The sequence below is a fragment of the Pantoea wallisii genome, from assembly GCF_002095485.1.
Lineage (GTDB): Bacteria > Pseudomonadota > Gammaproteobacteria > Enterobacterales > Enterobacteriaceae > Pantoea > Pantoea wallisii.
On the sequence record NZ_MLFS01000047.1, the window covers coordinates 33,036 to 42,040 of the forward strand.

Below are 9,005 nucleotides of genomic sequence, written 5' to 3' on the forward strand. Positions count from 1 at the left end.
AAGTGACGCAGGTGGATCGTCCCGCTTGCAGTGATGTGCCATTGATATTAATCCTGCGTTTAACCTCCTGTGCGGCATCTTGAAGAAACGGGTGCAACGTTACGGTTATTTGTACCTTGCAGTACAAAATTAACCGTAAGGAATTACTATGGGTACAGCAATTCGGGGAAGACCCCCCAAATACATCAGAGAGATCGCGCTTGATAAAGCCATGCGCATATTCTGGCGCAAGAGTTACGAAGGCACGTCGCTGGACGATCTCTGCAAAGCTACAGGCATGAATCGCCCCAGTTTATACAAAGCCTTTGGAGATAAGGATCGACTATTCGGGGCCGCAGTTGAGTGGTATCTCAGCCATGAAGGTAACCTGACGCAGTTCTGGCTAGAGAGTAACAGGCCCGTGACAGAAACGTTTGCCAAACTCCTGAATGGTTATATCGAGCTTTTTAGCCAACCTGATACGGGGCGAGGATGTTTAGTCGTTTTGGGCGCTATTAATTGTCGCCCTGAACATCAGGATGTTGCAGATAAGCTCACAGCGTTACGCCTTGATACGCACCGGCGGGTCACGCTCTTCCTTCAAAAAGCGGCGGCACGCGGCGAGCTTAACGCCGAAGCCTGTCCGGAAGCTCTGGCGGAATTTTTTATGGCTATCTTCAATGGGCTTTCAGTTCAAGCTCGTGACGGCAGTTCACCGGCGAAAATGCAATATATCGTTGATCAGGCTGTGCGACTTTTTGCAACATGGACAGATAAAAATACGAGCGAACACAATGACTAAAGAATTATTTCCTGGCTTTGAAGAGCGTTTTATTAAGCATTCCAAAGGGCATTTCTATGCCCGTATAGGCGGTGCCGAAAACACACCCGCGCTGGTGATGTTGCATGGCTTTCCTGAGACGCATGCATCATGGCACCATATTGCACCAGCGCTGGCATTGACTCATCGTGTGATATGCCTCGACCTGAAAGGCTATGGCCGCTCTTGTGTAGTACCTGGCGATGCGACGCACGAAGAGTATGCGAAACGCACTATGGCCCAAGAGATAATAGATGTGATGTCAATTCTGGGGCATCACGAATTTAGTATTGCAGGTCATGATCGTGGTGCATTAATTGCCTACCGTATCGCCCTTAACTGGCCTGAAAAGGTTGTGAAGCTGGTAATAATGGATAACCTGCCTGTATCAAAAGTGTGGAGTATTATGGAAGAAAATCCCCTCGCGACCCCACACTGGCGCACTTTTGCCCTGCCCGTTGGCGCTGCGGAAAAACGCATGACGAAGGCACATCTGGAAGAGATTTTACGCGTACATACGGCTGACGGAACCCTGAAATGTTTTACTGACGAGGTGCTTGATGATTTTCGCCTTAGCTGGCGCGAACCAGAACGGATACACGCATTTTGCGAAGATTATCGCGCTGGCGCCTGGCAGGATCTTGAAGATGATCGCCGCGATCTGGAAGCCGGAAAGAGAATCAATGCGCCCACTTTGGTTCTGTGGGGTGAAAAGTTTCTCGGCAGGCTTACCGAATCACCCCTCACCAGCTGGCAAAACACCTTTATTCCTCAGGCAGAGGGCATACAAGTTGATGGTGGTCACTTCAACGCAGAAGAAAACCCGCAGGAGACGCTGCGTGCCTTACAGGCATTTCTTTGTTGAACCCCATACTTACCATTCAGCGATTGTATAGGGATAACTCTGGCAATGTCTGTGTGACGTCTTTGCACAAGGTGCCATATTTTCATTAGTGTTTTTGTGAATCATTCCGCATAACGAAAACGCATCATTACTATACCTGCTTGTTAATTATCACCCGACGAATAGAAGAGAAATCGCTCTTCGCCGGGTATCCTTTTTTATATTTATGATAAGTATTGCGTTAAGAATTCAATATAAAACATTACATTACGGGCTAACTAAATGGATTTTTATATCCTCTTTATGCAAATGACATAAGCACGAAACGTGATAGTAACCCACTAAATTATTGACAGCCAACCATCCAACTAGTAGGTTGGATTCTTGAGGGTGAAAGAAGTTTACGCAAACAACGTTCAGTCTCAACACACAGGTAAAATGGCTCCAGATGAACAAAAGCTGACATAATGATGATTAAACTTGTGCTTGCTAACGACCGACTGTTAATCCGAAAAGGCCTTCGTCAGCTACTGATGCTTGACAAGGCTATTGAGGTGATAGCGGAGGCGGAAAATGAAGAAGAGTTATATAGCATTCTTGCCTGGCAAACAGTAGATGTATTACTGCTGGATCTTTCACTATGTGGTATTTATAAAACCAGCCTCCTCCAGCGGATTACTGTGAATTTCCCGTCTGTAGCGGTACTCGTGCTAAGCATGCACAATGAGCCACAGCTTGCGCTATCGATATTGAATAATGGCGCATATGGTTTTATAAGTAACGATCAGGATCCTGATGCTTTATTTACTGCAATTCACCATGTCGCCGGGCAGCAGCGTTATATTCATCCAGCCATTGCTGAAAAAATTATATTTTCAGAAAGCGAAAAACAGAGTGGGCCTTTACATCGTTATGATTTACTATCGTTACGAGAAAAACAGATCATGCAGTTGTTAAGTGAAGGCAACAATAGCAATGCTATTGCTACGCAACTTAACATAAGTAATAAGACGGTCAGCACACATAAAGTTCGCATGATGGAGAAAATGAAATTTACCAGCAACGCAGACATTGTACGATTTATGATTAAATATCAAAATTAATTAAACGCACCTGATTAAAGTGAAATATTTAAATATGTTAAAACAGCCTAACATCAATATATCCAACCAATGCTCATGTCTGCATGAAAATTATTGAACCAAGCCCCGCTATTACAAACTTTAACAGCGGGGTTATTAGCTCATCCTTTAACATTAAAGTTATTAACATTCGCCTATTTCAAGTTCTTTTTTCAATGTCTGACGCAAACGTGAAAGCCGTGAACGCACCGTACCCACTGGCACTTGCAACTCATCTGCAACAGACTGATAGCTATGATCATCTAACACAATAAGTTGCAGGACCTGCTGATGCTCAGCGGAAATTTCCTGATGCGCTCAAGTGCTTTAATTAAAGTATCATTATCTTCTATGGCCCAATCCGGACGATCGTTATTAATAAGTAACGATGCAGCTATCTCATCATCAAGGTCATCGTGAAGATATGATACCTTCAGTGTTTTATAATAATTTTTAACAAGGTTTATCGCAATACCAAACATCCAGGTTTCAGGTTTTGAGTCACCGCAAAATTTGTTTTTATTACGCAAAACCTCAAGCCATGTAGATTGCATTAAGTCATCAACGTCAGCATAGTTAGACACACGCTTGCGTATAAAGCCCTGAAGCCTTCTCTCATTTTTTCGCATTACGCCTTCCCAATTAACTATATGATCATTTTCTGATGCTTTTACAATTTCAAACTCTAATTGTGATGCCATTCTTGTAACCTCATTGGTAAGGAGGGTTACCTTAAGCAAAACGTATGCCAAAAAATAATAGCATTTTAAACGCTTGATTTAACGGCACTCAAATTACCCATACAGAGCATTCTGAGAATAAACCTGCACACATTTGCTTACCCGTTTTGCAAAGGTTAGCGCTTTGCTCACTCATAAATATTTCTCAGCAACGGGAACCGTAATAAATAAAACATCCACATAGCAATATGCTTGGCTTTTGAGATAAATCGCTATGAACATGAAAATTCAACAGCATCATTTACATAAGCTCCAGCAGGAACTTATGCAGCAGGAAAATCTGTTAAATGAACGCGCGCCGGAAGGGAAAACACAGCCTGCCGGCTCACGTATTTCCTTTCCGCCCTCGCGAAATGCGGAGAGCAGCGCAAACCATAGTGAGATTTTTGCTGAAAAAAATGAGATGCAGCGCAAGCGTGATGAACAGCGGGCGCTAAGTCGGGGTCAGCAGCGCGGCAAGCTCATACAGACCAAAATTGAGCGATTGAATGAGCTCTACGGGCTGCTGGAAAGCCGCAACACGCCCGCGCAGGAGAAACAGGAACAAGCACTGCAAGACTTGCTGATAAACCAGCATGAGCCAAATGCGCAGCAGCTTCTCGATGCAGCAGGCGGCGATCCGGTGCTGGCTGATACGCTGTTACGAGTGGCGCTAAGTAAAGCTCAGCGCCTGGAGCAAAGTGACATGACAGTGGCCATCAGCCATGCATTGCAGAGGTTAAAGGCCGATTTCGACGCGCAAATTACTGCCGGACGTAATACGGCGCCGGCCATCGCCAATTTCACTACGCATCCTGAACAAAAAATGGCCATGCGACAGCTTTATTACTCAGTAGTAATTGAACAGCAATCTGCAGAATTAATTTTTGACTCTCTGTTGGAGAAGTTTGGCTTTGAAGAGTTTGAGCCCGCCATGCGTACCCTGCAGCGTGCTCTGTCTGATGATATTGCGGCCTTCTCTTCCTCGGTATCGCGTAAAGCACTACGTCACATTCTCTCCGGCCTGGATGATACGCGTGCGATTACCAATACGTTAGCCAACGTTCAGGAGTTTCTTGAGCGTCTCAAAACGCGCCACTCGCAAGTCACTATAGGTGCAGATACCTTCACCCGCACCCTGTTAAGCATGTGCAGTAAAGGTTTTCAGTCGCATGAAGTGACCCGTTTAGCCCCCCAGGTTATTGGCCAGCAGCCACTGCATCAATCAATGTTTTATAACCAGTTTCTGACGCTGGTGCAGGCGCTGCCTCAAAAGTTATGGGGCCAGGATGAAAGCAACCGCAACAAAGCCATTCTAATGTTGCGCACCCTGAATGGTGAATACGCCATATGGGAAAAACGCTTCGCGCATAATTCCTGATAGCCGAGATGCAGAAATGAATATGCTGTTTTTGATCCTGAACAGAATTGCCACCAGCGCTATGCAGCGTTCAGAGATTGTCGGCGCGGCAATCGCCCTGGCCATTGTGTTCATGCTCATTATCCCTTTACCCCTGGCGCTGATAGACGTGCTGATCGCCATTAATATCAGCGCCTCCTGTTTGCTGATTGTTCTGGCGATGTACCTGCCAAAACCACTGGCTTTCTCTACCTTCCCTGCCGTACTACTGCTTACCACCATGTTCCGTATGGCGCTGTCGATCTCGACAACCCGACAGATTTTATTACAGCAAAACGCCGGACACATTGTGGATGCCTTCGGGAACTTTGTAGTGGGTGGTAACCTGGCCGTAGGGATGGTGGTCTTTATGATCCTGACGGTGGTTAACTTCCTGGTGATAACCAAAGGCTCGGAACGCGTCGCTGAAGTGGCTGCCCGCTTCACACTGGATGCGATGCCCGGTAAGCAAATGTCCATCGATAGCGATCTGCGCGCCGGTTTAATCGACGTTCAGCAAGCCAAAACGAAGCGTGAAGATTTAGCGAAAGAGAGCCAACTGTTTGGCGCGATGGATGGCGCCATGAAGTTTGTAAAAGGCGATGCCATTTCCGGTCTGGTAATTCTGTTTATTAACATGATTGGCGGGTTCTGTATCGGCGTCCTGCAGCTGGGTATGCCCGCCGGAGATGCCATCCACGTCTACACCATTCTGACCATTGGTGATGGACTTATTGCACAAATTCCCGCCCTGCTGATCTCCCTTACCGCCGGCATGATCATTACCCGCGTATCCTCCAGCGAAGAGATTCTGGATAACAATATTGGCCGGGAGATTACGCAGCAACTGACCAGCCAGCCAAAAGCCTGGATTATTGGTGGCGTGGGCATGTTCTGTTTTGGCCTGCTGCCAGGTATGCCAACCCTGATTTTTATTATTCTCAGCATTATTACGCTCACTACCGGCCTGTTCCAGCTGTGGCGCGCACGTAAGCAGGCTCAGCATGAGCAGAGCGGCGCACAGGAGCTGGCTCCCGAAGTTAACGGTGAAGAAGATCTGCGGGTGTTTAATCCCAGCTATCTCTATCTGCTGCGTTTTCCCTCTTCACGCGCTGGCGATCCGGCTGTAACGGCGCTAATCGAAGACATACGCCGCATACGTAACCGCATCGTCAATCAGTTTGGCTTCACTTTACCCGTGTTCAATATTGATTATGACCCGCAGCAGGCCGATGACGAATTTCGCTTTTGCATTTATGAAGTGCCGAAGGTCATCGGCACCTTCGCGACAGCGGGACGGGTTATCGACAAAAAATGGCAGGATGAATTAGGCGAGAGCGCGTCGCAGGCTGTTGCGGGCGCAGAAAACCGCAATGAACAGGGCTGGCTGTGGCTCAACGACGATCACCCCTTTTTGCAACGTGATGATGTGGTCTCCTGGAGCGCGCATCAGTTACTGCTGGCGCGCATGGAAGAAGCTCTATTTACCAGTGGTCCGCGCTTTATTGGCCTGCAGGAGACTCGTGCCATTATGTCATGGCTGGAGCAGGAGCAGCCCGAGTTGGCACAAGAGTTTCAGCGCATTTTCCCGTTAACCCGCCTCAGCGCGGTATTACAGCGGCTGGTCTCAGAGCGCATTTCACTGCGATCGGTACGAACTATTACTGAATCCCTTATCGAGCACGGCCAGCACGAGCGTGATGTCAGCCTGCTGGTCGATCAGGTACGTATCGACATCAAAGAGCATATTTGTCACCAGTACAGCCAAAACAACAGCATGCTGGTATGGCTGCTGGCACCGGAAACCGAGGAGATGCTGCGCGACAGCCTGCGCCAAACACAGAACGAGACCTTCTTTGCCCTGAATCAGCAACAGCACAGCAAACTGCTGGAGCAGATGCGAGAAATTTTCCCTCCTTTCAGCAACTTATCTGGTGTTTTACTGGCGGCGCAGGATTTACGCAGTCCGTTGCGCCTGATGATTCAGGATGAGTTCCATCACGTACCGGTGCTCTCCTTTGCCGAGCTGCAGTTCAATATTCCGGTAAACGTGATGGGACGTATCGATCTTCATCATGCGCTGGAATCCTTCGATGCCTAAAGGTGCATGTCATGTATGAGTTAAGAGTATTAAACGGAATGCATGAAGGTGCTGCCCTGCCACTAAGCGGTGATGCATGGATCATTGGGAACGCCATCGAGAGTGAGTTACAGCTGTGCGATTCCGACATCAAGCCTCATCATGGCCAGCTAACGCTGACACAGGCGGGCTGGCACATCACTCCTCTGGAGGGCCGCATCTGCAACCGCGACGGTGTGCGTATTAGTACGCCGCTGCAGCTTAAACCCGGTGACATTTTTACGCTTGCTGGTGTGTGGCTGAGCCTGAGCGATGCCAGCGCCCCCTGGAGCACGACACGAGCCATTGCGGCACAGCCAGCGCCCGCAGCAGATATCCGCCCAATGAGCGGCCCTTTTTCAAAGATGAAAAAACCCGGGTTTGCGCGCTTATTGCCTCGCTGGGCGCACGTCACTGCAGTATCGCTCTTACTGCTGCTGGCTTTCACCGTTACCAGCTGGGTGCTTCAGCCGGGCGTGGCTCAGCAAAATGAAAATGAAAACCAGTTTATTAAACCTCAACTGACTAATACCTCCGTCCTGCGCAGCGTGCTGGAGCAGAAGCTGCGTGAACGCGAGCTACTTTCACTCGTGAAATTAGCCACATCACCGCGTGGAATTGCACTGTCAGGCGAACTATCACCAGAACAGCTGAAGATTATGCAGCGCATGGTGAAGATGATTAAGGACAATTATCAACTGAGCGTATCACTGGACGATCAAACGCGCGTAAAAAGCATCAATTTGCCGTTCCGGATTATTCAGATTACCTCAGGCTCACACGCCAATATCGTCACGGAAGGCGGTCAGCGTCTGTTTGTCGGGGATGAGCGCGATGGACTACGGCTGATGGCGATAACAGCTGATCAGGTGCAGTTTGCCGGGCGTGAAACAATCACAGTGAAATGGTGAACACTATGACAAACGCCGTTCTTGAACAGTGGTTCAGCCAGCAACAACAGGCGCTGACGCAGCTTTCGGCAGTATCAGTGACCGGCAAAATTACCGGCATTAGTGGTATTTTGCTGGAGAGTAGTTTGCCGCAGGCACGCATCGGCGATTTGTGCCGCGTCAGCCGTGCGCAGGATGGGGAGATCATGGCAGAAGTGGTGGGATTCAATCCACGACATACGCTGCTCTCCGCTCTCGGTCCACTGGATGGCATTGCCCAGGGCGCACGTGTTACCCCGCTGTTTCAGCCGCACAGCATTGCCGTCTCCGATAGTTTGCTGGGGAGCGTACTGGATGGCTTTGGCCGTGCGCTGGATGATCAAAGCCTTTCCGCTTTCGCCCTTGCAAGTGAAAACGCTCACACCACGGGCGTACTTGCCGATGCGCCATCACCGACCGATCGGCCGCGTATTGATAGTCCGCTGCCCACTGGCATCCGTGCGATTGATGGCATGCTGACTCTTGGCATCGGCCAGCGCGTGGGCGTGTTTGCCGGCGCGGGTTGCGGTAAAACCACGCTACTGGCGGAGATGGCACGCAATACACCCTGCGATGCCATTGTCTTTGGCCTGATTGGTGAACGCGGACGTGAGTTACGCGAATTTCTCGATCATGAACTGGACGCTGAGTTGCGCGCCCGGACGGTACTGGTTTGCTCAACGTCCGACCGCAGTAGCATGGAGCGTGCGCGGGCCGCCTTTACTGCCACCTCAATTGCTGAAGCGTTTCGCGATCGCGGCAAAAACGTGCTGCTGATTATCGATTCTCTCACCCGTTTCGCCCGCGCGCAGCGTGAAATTGGCCTGGCGCTGGGCGAACCGCCGGGCCGCGGCGGTCTCCCGCCCTCGGTATATACGTTGTTGCCGGGTTTACTGGAACGAGCCGGTAAAACTTCACGTGGTGCTATTACTGCACTCTACTCAGTGTTAATTGAACAGGACTCAATGAATGATCCGGTGGCGGACGAAGTACGATCGCTGATCGATGGCCACATTGTGCTGGCGCGACGGCTGGCTGAACGTGGCCACTATCCAGCTATTGATGTGCTCGCCAG

General features: G+C 49.4%; 9 protein-coding genes. 7 read left to right on the top strand and 2 right to left on the bottom strand.

All coding sequences use genetic code 11. The annotated features are described in order from the left end of the window. Positions 1-148: 148 nt before the first annotated feature. From HA48_RS15930 to HA48_RS15940, 3 genes are all read left to right on the top strand, one after another. Positions 149-781 (top strand): TetR/AcrR family transcriptional regulator, encoded by a 633-nt coding sequence (locus tag HA48_RS15930; RefSeq protein ID WP_128602191.1) that lies wholly within the window; start codon positions 149-151, stop codon positions 779-781. After that, complete coding sequence (locus HA48_RS15935) at positions 774-1,664, top strand: alpha/beta fold hydrolase (protein ID WP_128602192.1); 891 nt, start codon at positions 774-776, stop codon at positions 1,662-1,664. Before HA48_RS15930 ends, HA48_RS15935 begins: the two co-directional genes overlap by 8 nt. Before the next feature lie 446 nt (positions 1,665-2,110). Next, a complete protein-coding gene (locus HA48_RS15940; RefSeq protein ID WP_128602193.1) occupies positions 2,111-2,746 on the top strand; it encodes a response regulator transcription factor in 636 nt (211 codons plus the stop codon). Between the two features lie 162 nt (positions 2,747-2,908). Here the strand turns inward: HA48_RS15940 and HA48_RS22650 are convergent, their stop codons facing one another. Together HA48_RS22650 and HA48_RS15945 are read right to left on the bottom strand one after the other, a co-directional pair. After that, the gene (locus HA48_RS22650) at positions 2,909-3,034 is read right to left on the bottom strand and encodes a sigma factor-like helix-turn-helix DNA-binding protein (RefSeq protein WP_244182883.1); all 126 of its coding nucleotides are present in this window, start codon (positions 3,032-3,034) and stop codon (positions 2,909-2,911) included. After that, positions 3,028-3,465: an RNA polymerase sigma factor gene (locus HA48_RS15945; RefSeq protein ID WP_244182884.1), complete on the bottom strand. Its 438-nt coding sequence runs from the start codon at positions 3,463-3,465 to the stop codon at positions 3,028-3,030. Before HA48_RS15945 ends, HA48_RS22650 begins: the two co-directional genes overlap by 7 nt. Before the next feature lie 253 nt (positions 3,466-3,718). On the opposite strand from HA48_RS15945, the gene HA48_RS15950 reads away from it, so the two are divergent. The 4 genes from HA48_RS15950 to HA48_RS15965 all read left to right on the top strand — a co-directional run. Then, a complete protein-coding gene (locus tag HA48_RS15950) occupies positions 3,719-4,864 on the top strand; it encodes an HrpJ domain-containing protein (protein ID WP_128602194.1) in 1,146 nt (381 codons plus the stop codon). A 16-nt stretch (positions 4,865-4,880) separates the two neighbouring features. Continuing rightward, a complete protein-coding gene (sctV, locus tag HA48_RS15955) occupies positions 4,881-6,983 on the top strand; it encodes a type III secretion system export apparatus subunit SctV (RefSeq protein WP_128602195.1) in 2,103 nt (700 codons plus the stop codon). Between the two features lie 11 nt (positions 6,984-6,994). Then, the gene (locus HA48_RS15960) at positions 6,995-7,912 is read left to right on the top strand and encodes an FHA domain-containing protein (protein ID WP_128602196.1); all 918 of its coding nucleotides are present in this window, start codon (positions 6,995-6,997) and stop codon (positions 7,910-7,912) included. Then, the coding region (locus HA48_RS15965) for a FliI/YscN family ATPase (protein ID WP_208613145.1) at positions 7,906-9,005 on the top strand (1,100 nt) is incomplete at its 3' end. The genes HA48_RS15960 and HA48_RS15965, both read left to right, overlap by 7 nt.